Raw genomic sequence first — 14,568 nt, forward strand, 5'->3', positions numbered from 1 at the left:
GGAGATTTTTTTGGGATTGTTTAATTTTTCTCAGGATTTAGGTATAGATTTAGGTACAGCAAACACACTTGTATTTGTAAAAGGTAAAGGTGTCGTTGTGAGTGAACCTACTGTAGTAGCTACAAACACAAGGACAGGGGATATTGAAGCAGTCGGAAGTTCAGCGCGTAATATGATTGGACGAACTCCAGGAAATATTACCGTTATTCGTCCAATGAAAGATGGGGTCATCGCTGATTATGATACAACAGCTGCAATGATGAAATACTATATTAATAAAGCGATGAAAAATCGTTCTTATTTTGCGAAGAAACCGAGTGTAATGGTATGTGTACCTTCTGGAATTACGATGGTTGAGGAGAGAGCTGTCATCGATGCTACGAAGCAGGCAGGGGCGAAAGAGGCTTTTCCAATTTCTGAACCATTCGCAGCTGCTATCGGAGCAGGACTGCCGGTTTGGGAACCGACTGGAAGCATGATCGTAGATATTGGTGGCGGTACAACAGAAGTTGCAGTCATTTCTCTAGGTGGTGTAGTAACCAGCCGTTCTGTTCGAACGGCTGGCGATAATATGGATGAAGCGATTGCTCAATATATTCGTAAACATTACAGTTTAATGATCGGTGAACGAACGGCAGAATCCATTAAATTGGAAGTTGGAACGGCTGGCAAAGTGGATGTAAATGAGGAAATTGATATACGAGGAAGAGATCTCCTAACGGGGCTGCCAAAAACGATTACCATTACTGCAGAAGAAATTGCTAATTCGTTAAAGGATACCGTAGATTCCATTATTGAAGCAGTAAAAAACACTTTAGAGAAAACACCACCAGAACTTGCCGCAGATATTATGGATCGTGGTATTGTTTTATCTGGTGGAGGAGCTTTATTAAAAAATATTGATCAGGTAATTAGTGATGAAACGAAGATGCCTGTTTTCATTACGGAAAATCCATTGGAAAGTGTAGCCATTGGCACTGGTAAATCGCTGGAATACATGCAGCATTTCCGATCCCATCCGTATGTGTCATCACGTCCTACAGTAGAATAAGCGGGTGTTAATATGTCTTTTTTACGTAAAAAGCGATTGTTCATACTGTTAATTGGCTTTATCTTACTGGTAGCTTTAATTGGTTTTTCTTTAAGGGATCGGGAAGAACTAACAATTGTAGAAGAAATAGTCGATGATACGGTCGGTTTGGCACAAAGTATCATTCATGCTCCGGTAAATTTAGTGACAGATATTACTGGAAACATTGGAGATTTTAAAGATACGTACAAGGAAAATAGGTTATTAAAAGAGAAACTTGCCGAATATAAAGGTCTGATTTATGAAGTTCAAGAATTAAAAGAAGAGAATGAAGAATTGAGAAATAATCTTGAACTTACAGAGTCAGATTCAATGCGTAACTATAAGTCGATTCAAGCAACGGTGATTTCAAGGTCGCCAGAACGATGGTTGGAACAAATTACAATAAATAAAGGGAAAAATGATGGAATTAAAAAGAATATGGCAGTCATTACAGCTGAAGGAATGGTGGGGAAAGTGATGACCCCATCGAAGAATTCTGCTACTGTTCAGCTGCTTACTGGCTTTGATCAATTCAATCGAATCTCCGGAAAAATCAATCGAAAAGGCGATAATATTGTCGGTATGATTGAAGGATATGATAAAGAGAGTAAACATCTTATATTTCGTATAATTGAAGAATCTAAAAAAGATATAAAGAAAGATGAACTGATCGTTTCCTCTGGGATGGGAGGCGTATTCCCAGCAGAACTTCCTATTGGAAAAGTACAAGAAGTAGTTCCAGATAAGTATGGTTTAACAAAAACGGCTTTGGTAAAGCCATCTGCTGACATGTACGAAATTAACCAAGTAATTGTGGTTGATCGTGCTGTGCAGACAGATGCAAATCAAGAAAGTGAAGAAGAGGAGGGCGAGTAATGAAACGCTTTTACTTGCCTCTTATCCTTCTACTTATCTTGGTTTTGGAAGGTGTTGCACTGGAACTACTTCCTGTAAGCTTATTAAAAACAGATTTGTTAATTGTTTCGCATTGGGTGTTCGTGTTTCTTATTTTTATAGCAGTATTCTATGACAATGACAGGACGCATTTCTCTGTGTTGTATGCATTGATATTTGGTTTACTGATAGATATGGTTTATACGAATTTACTAGGTGTTTATATGTTTTCGTATGCATGTACGATTTATCTGATCTATGGATTAAAAAAGTTACTGCATGGAAATATTTTAGTAGTGGCTTTATTAGGTGTTGTTGGGTTGGTAGTTAGTGATATGCTGATTTATCTCATTTACACGGTAGTTGGTATAACCGATACCGCTTGGAGTGATTACTTCACCAGCCGTTTATTGCCAACAGTAGGGTCAAATTTGGTATTCTTGCTCCTTTTATACCCATTTTTTGCTAAAAAATTGACAGACTGGGGAAAAGATCAAATAACTAAAGGAAATACATTTTAAGATGTGATTCGAAAAGTGGAGGAAGTGGATAGATTGTGTTTTATAGTCGTATGCAATGACATTATTTAGAAATTCATTCTATTCCTCTCCCTTTTTGAAGAACAACTTCATAAGCGTAAAGTTGTTTGTTACATTTTATTGAAGGAATCTTCCAAGCTTTCGAATGTATAGAATGAGGTGGACGTGTGACACAAGATAAAAAGCAATTAATCACAATGAAAGGTACAAAAGATGGGCTCACGTTATTTATTGACGATACATGTTCGTTTGATAAGGCTATACAGGAACTGGAATACAAAATGAATGAAAGCAGGCCTGCAAATACGGAGCCAGTTGTAGCTGTAAGAGTAAAATTAGGCTATCGATTTTTAAAAGATGACCAAATGAGCCTATTAAAAAAAATAATTACCGCTGAAAATCGCTTCACCATTCAAACGATTGAATCTGATGTCGTTCCTCGGGAAGAAGTCCGCAAGTGGCAGGAAAATAGTGAGATTAAAGCAATGAATCGAATTGTGCGTTCTGGACAAGTTCTACATATAACAGGTGATTTATTACTGATTGGTGATGTAAATCCTGGGGGAAAGGTAACTGCGACAGGCAATATTTTTATCATGGGAAATCTACGAGGTATTGCTCATGCAGGAATTGATGGAGACAAACAAGCATTTATAGTTGCATCTTATATGAACCCGATGCAATTAAGAATTGCACATTATATAAGTCGTGCTCCAGATTATGAATCTGATGGTGTGTACATGGAATGTGGATTAGTCGATGAAGAGAAGGATAAGATAATTATTGATCGGCTCCAGGTTCTTTCACAGAGACGAAGAGAGATAAACAGGTTCGAAAGGAGAATGCTAAATGGGTGAAGCGATCGTTATTACATCTGGAAAAGGTGGGGTTGGTAAAACAACGACTACTGCCAATATTGGTACTGCGTTGGCGTTAATGGATAAAAAAGTTTGTTTAATAGATACAGATATTGGATTAAGGAACCTTGATGTAGTCATGGGACTGGAAAACCGGATTATCTATGATATTGTTGATGTTATTGAAGAAAGATGTAAGCTGAAACAAGCACTAATAAAAGACAAACGTTTTGATTACTTATCCTTATTACCAGCAGCACAAACGAGTGATAAAACGTCAGTAACATCTGATGGAATGCAACGGATTATTGCTGAACTTAAACAGGAATACGATTATATTATTATCGATTGTCCAGCCGGTATTGAACAAGGATTTCAAAATGCGATTGCAGGCGCTGATAAGGCAATTGTTGTTACTACACCGGAAAAGTCAAGTGTAAGAGATGCTGATCGTATAATTGGGTTACTGGAAAAAGAAGAGATGGAAGAGCCTCCTCGCCTAGTTATTAATCGGATTCGCAACCATATGATGAAAAATGGGGATATGCTGGATATCGATGAAGTATTGCAAATTTTATCTGTTGATCTAATTGGTATTGTGATTGATGATGATGAAGTTATTAAAGCTTCCAATAAAGGAGAACCAGTGGCATATAAACCAAGTTCCAAAGCTTCGATAGCTTATCGCAATATTGCAAGAAGAATTCTCGGTGAAACGGTTCCTTTACAATCGTTAGATACAGAAAAAGGAATGATGCATAAGATTAAGCAATTTTTTGGGATGCGCTCTTAGATGGATTGCATTATTACATTATACTACCACGTAGTAAAAGCAGGGGATTCCTGCTTTTTTTATGTATAGGAAACGATAAAATTAGGTGCTTGGGGATAACGAAATAACCGAGTAGCCACGTCCGGATCCATCACCCAGCAACGATGCGACTTTAGAAATGCGCCCTACGATAAGTCATCATCGGTTCGTCGCCTCACCGTGATTACCTTTATCTCAGTTGATTCGTTCCATTCGCTACGTTGCTAAACGGGCGCCCCGCGCCTTTGTTCTGTGGATCAAATCAATAACCTTCATTATTGCCTCGATTTAATATCAAATTCGATGGTCAAAAGTTATCGATTCAAACATAGATAGATGTAACGAGCATATCAAATATTTCTGTAATTCAGTGACTAGTCATTTGGACAGAAATTTTGCTTTTACATCAAATAGAACCACTTACCTTTTCTACATTTACACAGTTGTACTACTTGTCTTTTGTTTCTAACATATAATTGCAATATTCCTCATATACTTGTACAAACCAGACCAGAAGGAATGTGAGGTATATGAGTAAAGGTGTAAAGAAGGTTCGTCAATCCATTGAACAAAGGAAAAAATCACGTCATTTTGCATCACGGACAAATATATCAAAGCAAATTGCCGATCCGTTTGTTCAAGAAGAAGAAAAGCATGGGTTTGAACCCCTCTATACTGCTACAGGAACAAGCAATAGCCAACATGGAAGAATAGTTAGTGGACTTATATGGAAAGGAATTCTTTCCGTGATCTTATTCCTGAGTGTTGCGATTATTTGGCAAACCGATTCATCCCGATTACAGTCAGCTAAATCCATCCTAAGTACTGCTTTAGTGGAGGAATTTCCATTTGCTAAGGTAAATCTTTGGTATCAAGATACGTTTGGCAGTCCTCTTGCTTTAATACCTGACAGTCAATCAAATCATCAGGAAATGAGCGATAATACGCAGGCAATGCCCGTTAATGGCAGTGTTTCCGAATCCTTTCAAACGAATGGCACAGGGATAAAAATCTCTACTGATGGGAAGTCCGACGTAACAGCATTAGGACAAGGTATTGTTATATTTGCAGGGAATGACCGCCGAACAAATAAAACCATTGTTATTCAACATCCAGATGATAGTTTAACAACATACGGGGAATTAAGTAATATAGATGTTCATTTATATGAGCATGTGGCAGCAAATCAGGCAATCGGTCAGTTTGTCCCAACGGAAAAAAACCAAGCTGTTTATTTTTCCATTGAAAAGGATAATCAATATATTGATCCGGTACAGGTGATAAAAGTTGACGATGTGGAATAATCTATTTCCCAAAGTGCATGTGCATCCTATTTTATTGCTTTTTCTTATTATTTCTTTTTTTACAGGTACGTTCGTGCAATTGATCATTTTATTGTTTATCGTGTTTTTTCATGAATTAGGTCATTATACCATGGCACTAAAATTCAAGTGGCAAATAAAGAGAATCATGCTCTGGGTTTTTGGCGGGGTCATGGATACAGAAGAACATGGAACTAGACCTGTAAAGGAAGAAGTTCTAGTCATTTGCGCTGGTCCCTTTCAGCATATTGTTTTATATGGTGTTATGCTTGTGGTTGCCGATACTGGCTTGTTATCGTCATCTATTATCGATACATTCATGTACTATAATACGGCCATATTTTTATTTAATTTACTACCGATCTTACCCTTAGACGGGGGGAAATTACTTCAACTAATTTTATCAACAAAATGGCCATATAAGCTGGCGTATTATCGTACTATTTATTTTTCACTCATTACTTGTGTACTTCTTCTGTTTGCACAATTGATCATTATACCTTTTACATTAAGCACCTTTTTTTTGTTCCTCTTTTTATTGTTTGAAAATAAAAATGAATGGCATAAACGGTATTATGCGTTTATGAGATTTCTACTTAAACGATATGAGAAGAGAAATAAGCCGAATAAGCGGAGGAGTTCTATTAAGGTGAAATCCGAAACCGCGCTTCTAGACGTATTTTCACGATTTTATCGAGGGCGGGATCACGATATTCATATTTTATATCCGAATAATACAGTGAAGATTATCGATGAATCAGTTTGTTTACATTGTTATTTTAATGAAAAACAATATAAAGCCACCATTGGTGGAGTAGGAAAAAGGTAACTTTAATGTAACAATATTTTCTAGTCCTGATGATTTAAGATCAAACCATGTTAAAATGAATGACGCATATAAACTTCATAATAGTTTTTAAAAATCCTAGAGGGGATTTTCTGAATTCAGTGGCGTGATACAATTCGTATTCGAATCACCTCGCTTTACGTTTATCAAGAGATACAAAACGGTAAAGAGTAGTAGCAGTTGTTGTTTATTTGACTTTAGTTTTGATAAACATATTGACAAGGTACATACTGTAATGGTAACATTAATACGTTATTCATCGTAGCACCAGTGCTACAACCGCGCAGAACAGGTTTTAAAACTCGTTATAGAGTACCTGTATGGCGAGTCTTAGTTTATGGGAGGTGCAAAAAGCATGTACGCTATTATTGAAACTGGTGGTAAGCAAATCAAAGTAGAAGAAGGCCAAGAAGTCTTTGTTGAAAAAGTTGCTGCTGACCAAGATGAAACGGTTACTTTTGATAAAGTTCTTTTCGTTGGTGGAGATGATGTGAAAGTTGGTGCTCCTTATGTTGAAGGTGCATCTGTAACTGCAAAAGTTGCTAAACACGGTCGTCAAAAGAAAATTACTGTTTTCAAATATAAACCAAAAAAGAATTATCATCGTAAGCAAGGTCATCGTCAACCTTATACTAAATTAGTGATTGATAAAATCAATGCTTAAAAGGTAAACGTATGATTAAAGTAACTGTATTTCGTGAAAATGATCGAATTAAAGCATTTGAGCTTTCGGGACATGCTGAAAGTGGTCCATATGGTTATGATTTAGTATGCGCAGGTGTATCTGCGGTATCCATTGGATCTATAAATGCAGTTCTCACTTTATGTGAAGTGGACCTTGATATTGAGCAGGGCGGTGCTGGCGGTTACCTTTATGTAGCGATTCCAGGCTCTATTGCTAGTAAAAAGATGGAGCGGGTGCAGTTATTATTTGAAGGGATGCTAATATCGCTTTCTTCCATAGAACAGGAGTATCAACAATTTATTACTATCCAAGATAAGTAAGGAGGTGTATCTTATGCTACGTCTAGATTTACAGTTTTTCGCACAGAAAAAAGGTGCTGGTAGTACAAAAAACGGTCGTGACTCTGAAGCTAAACGACTTGGATCCAAACGTGCTGACGGCCAATTTGTAACAGGTGGATCTATTCTTTATCGTCAACGTGGAACAAAGGTTTATCCTGGTGAAAATGTTGGTCGCGGTGGAGATGATACACTTTTTTCTAAAATTGACGGTGTTGTGAAATTTGAACGCTATGGCCGCAATCGTAAAAAAGTAAGTGTATATCCTGTTGCTAAAGAAGCATAATACGAAACTCCAGCCAAATGTTTGGTTGGAGTTTTTTTAATGCCAGAGCTTATATAGATCTATGCATCCATTATTCATTTTTTTGGAGTAAGTAAGCAAAAGTTAAACCGCAAACCTGTATTGTCTAGAGCTACGTTGTGCTTTTGCTCTGCTTTTTGTGCCTCTGTTCACATCAACTGTTTAGATTATCTTCTCACAAAAGATTTTGTCTGTCCGTTGAAAATCTTGTCAATAAGAAATAATGATCTTTTACTCATTTTCTGCTATACTGTTGGACATGTGGGAGGATATTATATGAGAGCTAAAGATGTGGTTCGTTTAATGCAGTACTACCGGCATGATTTAATGAATCATTTACAAATTATTTACGGTTATGCTTCTATGGGCAACGTAAAAAAAGTAGAAGAAAAAACAGCTGATGTGATTCAGAATTATCACCTAGAACGAAAATTAATGCAATTACAAGCGACGGAATTCTGTTTATGGGTGATGGAGAATGCATATATGTATGTGGATATAAAATTAGATTATGATATACATACAGAAGGAAAGCAGATAGAAAGTATAGATCAGGAGTTAACCAAACAATGCAAGCAGATAGTTACATTTGTAAGGGAAATCAAAAAAACAGACGAATTCATAACGATTAATTTAGAAATAAAGCAAGAAGAGCTTCATTCGATGGAAATCCTGTTTACAGTAAATGGATTAAACAATCAGCAACAGTTGCAACGGATGCTGCATACAATGGAAGCTCATTTTCCTTTGACTGTAAGTGGAGAAAGCGACGCTGTCGTATGCTCCTTTTTTGTACCATGTAATTGAAAAGAGGTGAGGATATGTTTGTAGATCAAGTAAGTGTCTATGTGAAAGCTGGAGATGGAGGAAATGGTCTTGTCGCATATCGTCGGGAAAAGTATGTCCCTAAAGGAGGCCCAGCTGGAGGCGATGGTGGAAATGGAGCGGATGTTATTTTTAAAGTTGATGAAGGACTTAACACATTAATGGATTTTCGCTATAATCGCCATTTTAAAGGAAAACGCGGCGAAAACGGAATGAGTAAAAATCAACATGGAAAAAACGCAACACCATTAGTTGTTCCCGTCCCACCAGGAACAACCGTCACTGATGAAAACACTGGAGAATTAATTGCAGATTTGACTACTCATAATCAAGAAGCCGTCATAGCAAAAGGTGGACGAGGCGGCAGAGGGAACACTCGCTTTGCAACGCCTAGAAACCCTGCACCAGATATAGCCGAGAATGGAGAACCTGGACAGGAACGACAAATTAAGGTAGAGCTGAAATTAATTGCCGATGTTGGCTTAATCGGGTTTCCAAGTGTGGGGAAATCTACCTTTTTATCCGTTGTCAGTGCGGCAAGACCCAAAATTGCTGATTACCATTTTACAACACTGGCTCCAAATTTAGGTGTAGTAGATACAAATGATCAAAGAAGCTTTGTTATGGCTGACCTTCCAGGTTTAATTGAAGGTGCACATGAAGGGGTTGGCTTAGGATACCAATTCTTACGTCATGTAGAAAGAACGAGAGTGCTTGTTCATGTCATTGACATGGCTGCAACAGAAGGTCGAGATCCTTATGAAGACTTCGTTAAAATCAACCAAGAATTAGTACAGTATGATCCTAAGTTAAAAAAACGCCCGCAGTTAATTGCAGCTAACAAAATGGATATGCCAGGTTCTGAGGAAAATCTTGAGCGATTTAAGCAAAAGATGGAAAATAAATTCCCTGTTTATAGAATATCGGCGCTTACAAAAGAAGGTGTGCGAGATATTTTATTTGCAATTGCTGATAAATTAGAGGAGATTCCTAAAGAGACTATGGACGAAGATGGGGTTGCTCCTAAAGAAGAAAAGGTCATATACCGTTATCATAAAGAAGAAGATCCATTTGTGATTACAAGAGATGATGATGGAGCCTATGTTTTATCAGGTCAAAAAATAGAGAAATTATTTAAAATGACTGATTTTAATCATGATCAAGCAGTACAGCGATTTGCTAGACAGCTCAGAAAAATGGGCGTAGATGATGCATTAAGAAAACGTGGCGCGGAGGATGGAGATACCGTTCGCTTATTGGAATTTGAGTTTGAATTTATGGACTAACTGCTTATGAATGGACAGGTTGCTTTTAATTCCGAATGTAAGGTGCTGTAAACTCCCACTTCAAGAGTCGTAGGCGATACAAAGAAGTGGGAGATAGGGGGTCCTCTATTCTCGCTACGATCGAGTCGCCAAGATGTGGATACGGGAGGCGACTTGCTAATTTTCAAGGACAAGAATAACTTAGTCAGGGACTTATCGTATGTAGGTTTTTTCTTTTTTATTGTATAGGAAACTTAAAAATGAGGTGCTTATGGGTAACGAAATAACCGAATAGCCACGTCCGGCGCAAGCGCCCAGCAGATTCGACTTTATAAATACGCCCTCCGATAAGGCCTCATCAGTTCGTCGCAAAGAGGAAGGCCGACTAAAAATGGGCTTTTCGCCTAGACGTCGGCATACCTCTGTTTTAGTGGCATGATTCCTTTATCCCGGATATAAGGTGCTGTAACTCCCACTTCAAGAATGGAAGCGGTAAGTTAAATAAGTCGAAGTGGGAGGTAACAGCACCTAAATCCCCGATTCATTCAACTAACAATCAGCGGGGATGGAAGAACCCCTCCCCCCGCTGATTGAAGGTTCACTTTATCTTTAGTTGGTTCGTTCCATTCGCTACGTTGCTAAACGGGCGTCCCGCGACTTTGTCAAGGTATTTAAGGTTTTAGTTGTTGTTTTAGAATGGAGGATTAACTCCTTTTAAGTGGTGTTAACCTAAGCTTTATAGCAAACTTTGATAGTAGCAATTTAGGCAAAAGAAAATAAGGGGGATATAGTAGTGACAGCGACAATTGGCTATTTAGGGCCAAAAGGAACTTTTACAAAATTAGCAGTAGACAAGACGTTTAACGGTGAAGCAAAACATAGTTTTTCAACCATACCAGCATGTATTGATGCAGTGAACAAAGATGAAATTGATATCGGTGTCGTTCCTTTGGAAAATGCCATTGAAGGAACAGTTCAATTGACAGTTGATTATTTAGTACATCAAGTACGCCTTCCAATTGTGGCAGAAATTGTTGTGCCTATACAACAACATTTGTTAGTACATCCTAACTTCAAGGGAGAATTATCCGACATCAAGGAAATTCATTCTCATAGTCATGCCATTGCGCAATGTCATCAATATATTCATCAGTACTTACCGAATGCAACCATTCACTTCACGTCCTCCACTGGTAAAGCTGCGGAACTGATCAGTAAACGGGATGAACCAGTGGCGGTGATCGGCAATCAATTAGCAGCTAACATCTATCATTTGAATACATTGCAGAATAACATTCATGATTTTCCGAATAATCACACGAGGTTCATTGTGCTAAGTAAGCAAAAAGAAATGGTCAAGATTAAACATCCTATTCAATCGGAAAAAACAACGCTATTAATTACGCTTCCGAGTGATTTTGCTGGCGCTTTACATCAAGTATTATCTGCTTTTGCCTGGAGAAAAATGAATTTATCTAAAATTGAATCACGCCCGATGAAAACGGGATTAGGGAATTATTTCTTTATCATTGATGTCAATCAACCTTATGATGATGTGCTTTTTCCAGGTGTGAAAGGAGAATTAGAAGCTTTAGGTTGTCAAGTTACAGTTTTAGGGACGTATCCAGTGTATCAATTAGATAAACTGTGAGCTGCAAAATTCGTTCTGTAATATCAGCCTGTAACGGAAGACCTATCCTTCTATCTTAGGAAGGAACCGGAAGAGGAGCTTGAAGCAATCAACTTCAAGCAACTGTGTACAATCAGTGTGGAATAAAGTAAGCTCCACTGATTAAAACTTTCCATTATGAAGCTTCAAAATTGTCTATGCCATTCTTTAGTTGCTTTTTCCGTTCTTAAAATTAATCAACATTTAAACTTTCCTTGCATATGTTGATATAGAGTATTAGCCCAGATATGACAAGAGAGGAGTTTGATGAATTTGAAGATACACATTGTACAAAAAGGCGATACGATGTGGGAAATAGCGCAGCAGTATGGCGTAGATTTTGAAGAATTAAAGCAACTTAATAATCAAATTTCAAGTCCAGATATGATTATGCCTGGGATGAAAATAAAAATCCCGGGTAATTCTAAATCTGTAAAGCAGCAAGCGCATAAGAAAGAAACGCAGAAACCAAAAGAACAGCCGTATAAGGACATGACGACAAAACCAATGCCAGCTATCAAGGAAGATGATAAAGAAAAGCCTAAAATGGTGAAACCAGAAATGCCGCCTATGCCATCTATGCCATCTATGCCACCAATGCCTGCTCAACCAATGATGCAAATGCCGATTATGGAACAGGAATTTCAAAATTATACAACCATCAACTTTCCACAAATGCCGGCACAGCCAAAAGAGGAACCAAAACCTGTAAAAAAAGAAAAGCCAAAAGAGGAGCCGAAGCAAGTTAAACCTAAAAAGCAGCCCATGCCTCAGCCAATGCCCATGCCTCAGCCACAAGTACCTATGGTGCCGCTATGTTGTTACGTGATGGATCCATGCTACCCGCAAATTCCATTTCAAACGATGGGGCCGAATCCTTGGGCTTGTCATGGTATGGCAATGCAGCCCATGCCATACCATCATGGACATTATGCCAATATGATGGGGAATGATGGTACGATGCCATATATGGGATACGAAAACATGCCACAAATGCAAGGAAACATGATGAATGATCCGAATAATGCTGCTTGGAATGGACAGATGCCACCATGGAGCATGCAAGGCATGAATCGTGACGAGGAGGCAGAAGAAAGAACGGAACAGCATACATCAGCTGCCCCATTGTACCCGCCATTTCAGCATAAAGTGAACCAAATGCCATTTCCGATGCCACCTGGCTATTCAACAGCTCCTAGGATGCAGCAAGAAAATAATGATGAGCAAGGTGAATAATTGTTAAAAGGGACGAAATTTCCATCGTCTCTTTTTTGTTCGTAAAAAACTGGCGGTTAGATAAAGGTACTTTTATGCTAATATTGCCACTGATACTTCCTGTGGAGTAAAAGCATTTTCCAAATTTGTTACATTTTTTGGGGTTTTTTGAAAACATTCATAAGAGCCAAACCGATTCCATTCAACAAGCTTCTTCAATAATAATTTTTGTTCGGCAAGGGTAAGGATAATTTTCAAACAGGTGATATTAATGGTATGATAATTAACAAAGTAAGTATGTATGTGAAAAACAGAACGTGCTTATAACCATCCGAAATGCTGTTTTAACAAATTTAAAAAAGGAAACAGATTAGCAGAGACCCAATAGCTACCAAGGAATAAAAGGAGTGATCAGTTTGTTGCAAAAAGAAGTAGAGAGCATTGTCAGTTGGTTACAAATGCAAGTCGAGAAAACAGGGGTTGAAGGATTAGTAGTAGGTATAAGTGGAGGCATTGATTCAGCCGTTGTAGCTGCATTAATCAAAAAAGCCTGTCCAGAAAATTCTTTAGGGGTAATCATGCCTATTCATACAAGTGAAGGTTCCTTGAAGGATGCAGAAGCAGTTGTTCAAGCCTGTGGCATTGATCATATAACGATTGACCTGACTGAGACGAGAGATAATATGTATAACGTGATTCAATCCAAATTAGAAACAAATCATATGTATCAAGAGAAGAATGAGCAAATGGCCAAAGCTAATTTAAGTGCAAGACTACGAATGAGTACCTTATACACGATTGCTACAAATCATAATTACCTCGTTGTTGGTACAGATAATGCTGCGGAGTGGTATACAGGATATTTCACTAAGTATGGAGATGGCGGTGTAGATATTCTTCCTATTGTTGAATTTACAAAAGGAGAAGTGAAGGAATTAGCCGCTTATTTAAACATTCCTTCTTCTGTTTTAAATAAGCAGCCTAGTGCAGATCTGTGGGAAGGACAAAGTGACGAGAAGGAAATGGGTATTCGTTATGCAACGATAGATGCTTATCTTAAGGGAGAGGACGTTCCGAAAGCTGAGCGTGAGAAAATTGAAATGATGCATCGACGCACAGCACACAAACGCGAAACTTTGCCTTCCTTCTCGCGGAAAAAATAGTGGCTTCCCTTATATTAACTGTGTAAAAACACCTCCATGATCCAAACTAATGGTAAGGAGGTGTTTTTTTATGCGAGTATGGTTAGGGATGATGTTAATGGCACTAATTAGTTTGATTGGGTGTGCAGATGGGCAGCAAGGAGAAAATAATGCTAATCCAAATACAGATAATCAAACGCAACCTATTCATTATGAGACAGAAAAAGAGAAAAACGAACGTTTAAATATTCGTGAACAATCGATTGGTGAAAAAGGTGGTTATCCTCAAAGTAAACAAGAAAATATCAATGAATCGAATTTTAACAGTGGATATTCTGATCCATTTACCAATGAAGAAGCAATAATGATAACAGAGGCATTACAAAAAAAGAGACAAATTGTGCAGGCTCAGGTTGCATCAACAAATGATCGCATCTTGATAGGAGTTATATTGAGTACGCATGTTAGCGGAGATATTGGTAACGAAATTAAAAAGGAAGTAAAAAAGCTTCTACCTGACTCAAATAAAGAAATTATTATTTACACAGACGACACGCATTGGGAAAAGATGCGAAATTTGGATGCCAGACTAGAAGCAAAGGATAACGGAGAAAACATGGAAGAATTGATAAACCGATTCCTAAAATAAAATGAACGCTTGAAAGTGGAGGGTTTATCCTGCACGTAACTGGCAGTAGGGTCCTCTCCCATCCTTAGAGTCGGATTCAACAGTAAGTCAATTTCCAATTTCGTTGGGATACTCTGTTACTAACAGTCAATGGG

15 protein-coding genes, 1 pseudogene and 1 other annotated feature are annotated in these 14,568 nt (G+C 38.0%); all 16 genes and pseudogenes read left to right on the plus strand.

Annotated elements, in window-relative coordinates; genetic code table 11:
* Positions 1 to 10: 10 nt before the first annotated feature.
* The 16 genes and pseudogenes from KBP50_RS07185 to KBP50_RS07260 all read left to right on the plus strand — a co-directional run bounded on the left by KBP50_RS07185 (position 11) and on the right by KBP50_RS07260 (position 14,434).
* Entirely contained in the window at positions 11 to 1,051 is a 1,041-nt protein-coding gene (locus KBP50_RS07185; RefSeq protein ID WP_050353201.1) for a rod shape-determining protein, read from the plus strand.
* Between the two features lie 12 nt (positions 1,052 to 1,063).
* Complete coding sequence (gene mreC / locus KBP50_RS07190; RefSeq protein WP_050353200.1) at positions 1,064 to 1,948, plus strand: rod shape-determining protein MreC; 885 nt, start codon at positions 1,064 to 1,066, stop codon at positions 1,946 to 1,948.
* Complete coding sequence (gene mreD, locus KBP50_RS07195) at positions 1,948 to 2,487, plus strand: rod shape-determining protein MreD (protein WP_050353199.1); 540 nt, start codon at positions 1,948 to 1,950, stop codon at positions 2,485 to 2,487. The genes mreC and mreD overlap by 1 nt, the downstream gene beginning before the upstream one ends.
* 185 nt (positions 2,488 to 2,672) lie before the next feature.
* Positions 2,673 to 3,362: a septum site-determining protein MinC gene (gene minC / locus KBP50_RS07200; protein WP_199689931.1), complete on the plus strand. Its 690-nt coding sequence runs from the start codon at positions 2,673 to 2,675 to the stop codon at positions 3,360 to 3,362.
* Positions 3,355 to 4,155 carry a septum site-determining protein MinD gene (gene minD, locus KBP50_RS07205; RefSeq protein ID WP_050353198.1) on the plus strand — a complete coding sequence of 267 codons (801 nt, stop codon included), beginning with the start codon at positions 3,355 to 3,357 and terminating at the stop codon, positions 4,153 to 4,155. Before minC ends, minD begins: the two co-directional genes overlap by 8 nt.
* Before the next feature lie 548 nt (positions 4,156 to 4,703).
* Positions 4,704 to 5,477, plus strand: a complete 774-nt coding sequence (locus tag KBP50_RS07210) for a M23 family metallopeptidase (protein ID WP_050353197.1) — start codon at positions 4,704 to 4,706, stop codon at positions 5,475 to 5,477.
* Positions 5,467 to 6,324 (plus strand): M50 family metallopeptidase, encoded by an 858-nt coding sequence (locus tag KBP50_RS07215; RefSeq protein ID WP_050353196.1) that lies wholly within the window; start codon positions 5,467 to 5,469, stop codon positions 6,322 to 6,324. Before KBP50_RS07210 ends, KBP50_RS07215 begins: the two co-directional genes overlap by 11 nt.
* 285 nt (positions 6,325 to 6,609) lie before the next feature.
* Positions 6,610 to 6,683: a sequence feature (ribosomal protein L21 leader region), on the plus strand.
* Positions 6,684 to 6,697: 14 nt separating this feature from the next.
* Entirely contained in the window at positions 6,698 to 7,006 is a 309-nt protein-coding gene (rplU, locus tag KBP50_RS07220) for a 50S ribosomal protein L21 (RefSeq protein ID WP_050353195.1), read from the plus strand.
* Positions 7,007 to 7,017: 11 nt separating this feature from the next.
* Positions 7,018 to 7,347 carry a ribosomal-processing cysteine protease Prp gene (locus tag KBP50_RS07225; protein ID WP_050353194.1) on the plus strand — a complete coding sequence of 110 codons (330 nt, stop codon included), beginning with the start codon at positions 7,018 to 7,020 and terminating at the stop codon, positions 7,345 to 7,347.
* Positions 7,348 to 7,360: 13 nt separating this feature from the next.
* Complete coding sequence (gene rpmA / locus KBP50_RS07230) at positions 7,361 to 7,651, plus strand: 50S ribosomal protein L27 (RefSeq protein WP_050353193.1); 291 nt, start codon at positions 7,361 to 7,363, stop codon at positions 7,649 to 7,651.
* Positions 7,652 to 7,945: 294 nt separating this feature from the next.
* Positions 7,946 to 8,476 (plus strand): Spo0B domain-containing protein, encoded by a 531-nt coding sequence (locus KBP50_RS07235; protein ID WP_050353192.1) that lies wholly within the window; start codon positions 7,946 to 7,948, stop codon positions 8,474 to 8,476.
* A 14-nt stretch (positions 8,477 to 8,490) separates the two neighbouring features.
* The gene (gene obgE, locus KBP50_RS07240; RefSeq protein WP_050353191.1) at positions 8,491 to 9,780 is read left to right on the plus strand and encodes a GTPase ObgE; all 1,290 of its coding nucleotides are present in this window, start codon (positions 8,491 to 8,493) and stop codon (positions 9,778 to 9,780) included.
* A 772-nt stretch (positions 9,781 to 10,552) separates the two neighbouring features.
* Positions 10,553 to 11,410: a prephenate dehydratase gene (gene pheA, locus KBP50_RS07245; RefSeq protein ID WP_050353190.1), complete on the plus strand. Its 858-nt coding sequence runs from the start codon at positions 10,553 to 10,555 to the stop codon at positions 11,408 to 11,410.
* Positions 11,411 to 11,701: 291 nt separating this feature from the next.
* Positions 11,702 to 11,846, plus strand: a pseudogene (gene safA / locus KBP50_RS22465) (SafA/ExsA family spore coat assembly protein); the annotation flags it as partial.
* A gap of 1,216 nt (positions 11,847 to 13,062) precedes the next feature.
* Positions 13,063 to 13,806: an NAD(+) synthase gene (gene nadE, locus KBP50_RS07255; protein WP_050353559.1), complete on the plus strand. Its 744-nt coding sequence runs from the start codon at positions 13,063 to 13,065 to the stop codon at positions 13,804 to 13,806.
* 70 nt (positions 13,807 to 13,876) lie between these two features.
* On the plus strand, positions 13,877 to 14,434 hold the full coding sequence (locus KBP50_RS07260; RefSeq protein WP_050353188.1) for a YhcN/YlaJ family sporulation lipoprotein: 558 nt from the start codon (positions 13,877 to 13,879) through the stop codon (positions 14,432 to 14,434).
* Positions 14,435 to 14,568: the final 134 nt, after the last annotated feature.

Origin of the sequence: Virgibacillus pantothenticus, from assembly GCF_018075365.1 — a bacterium.
GTDB lineage: Bacteria > Bacillota > Bacilli > Bacillales > Amphibacillaceae > Virgibacillus > Virgibacillus pantothenticus.

Coding starts and splice junctions, on each gene's coding strand:
- mreC (WP_050353200.1), top strand. CDS start 1,064: ATGTCTTTTTTACGTAAAAAGCGATTGTTCATACTGTTAATTGGCTTT.
- mreD (WP_050353199.1), top strand. CDS start 1,948: ATGAAACGCTTTTACTTGCCTCTTATCCTTCTACTTATCTTGGTTTTG.
- minD (WP_050353198.1), top strand. CDS start 3,355: ATGGGTGAAGCGATCGTTATTACATCTGGAAAAGGTGGGGTTGGTAAA.
- KBP50_RS07210 (WP_050353197.1), top strand. CDS start 4,704: ATGAGTAAAGGTGTAAAGAAGGTTCGTCAATCCATTGAACAAAGGAAA.
- KBP50_RS07215 (WP_050353196.1), top strand. CDS start 5,467: ATGTGGAATAATCTATTTCCCAAAGTGCATGTGCATCCTATTTTATTG.
- rplU (WP_050353195.1), top strand. CDS start 6,698: ATGTACGCTATTATTGAAACTGGTGGTAAGCAAATCAAAGTAGAAGAA.
- KBP50_RS07225 (WP_050353194.1), top strand. CDS start 7,018: ATGATTAAAGTAACTGTATTTCGTGAAAATGATCGAATTAAAGCATTT.
- rpmA (WP_050353193.1), top strand. CDS start 7,361: ATGCTACGTCTAGATTTACAGTTTTTCGCACAGAAAAAAGGTGCTGGT.
- KBP50_RS07235 (WP_050353192.1), top strand. CDS start 7,946: ATGAGAGCTAAAGATGTGGTTCGTTTAATGCAGTACTACCGGCATGAT.
- obgE (WP_050353191.1), top strand. CDS start 8,491: ATGTTTGTAGATCAAGTAAGTGTCTATGTGAAAGCTGGAGATGGAGGA.
- KBP50_RS07260 (WP_050353188.1), top strand. CDS start 13,877: ATGCGAGTATGGTTAGGGATGATGTTAATGGCACTAATTAGTTTGATT.